Origin of the sequence: Micrococcus sp. GbtcB5 (assembly GCF_019091605.1) — a bacterium.
Taxonomy (GTDB): Bacteria; Actinomycetota; Actinomycetes; order Actinomycetales; family Micrococcaceae; genus Micrococcus; species Micrococcus luteus.
This window is the reverse complement of record NZ_JAGXJK010000614.1, coordinates 1-230: the sequence shown is the minus strand read 5'-3', so window position 1 is coordinate 230 and position 230 is coordinate 1. Positions and strand designations below refer to the sequence as shown.

Here is a 230-nt window from a genome sequence, read left to right as displayed (position 1 = left end):
ACCAACGCCGACGCCGTCGTGGGCGGCGTCTCGGACGTGCTGGCCCTTGCCGTCGGCGTCACCGGAGCGCTCTCGCCCCTGTCGACCTCCGCCGCCGGCACCGGGGCCGTAGGCATCGGCCGGGTGGGCGACCTGCCCGAGGAGACCGGTCTGGCCGCCTTCGCCCGCCCCGTGCACTCGGCGGGGCCCGCCACCGCCGGCGGCGTGCGCGTGGCGGGCGACCCCGCCCA

The 230-nt window shown here is 80.0% G+C and carries 1 protein-coding gene; it reads left to right on the top strand.

All coding sequences use genetic code 11. The annotated features are described in order from the left end of the window. A partial coding sequence (locus tag KVS67_RS13705) for a Nif3-like dinuclear metal center hexameric protein (protein WP_217565610.1) occupies window positions 1-230 on the top strand: 230 nt, incomplete at both ends.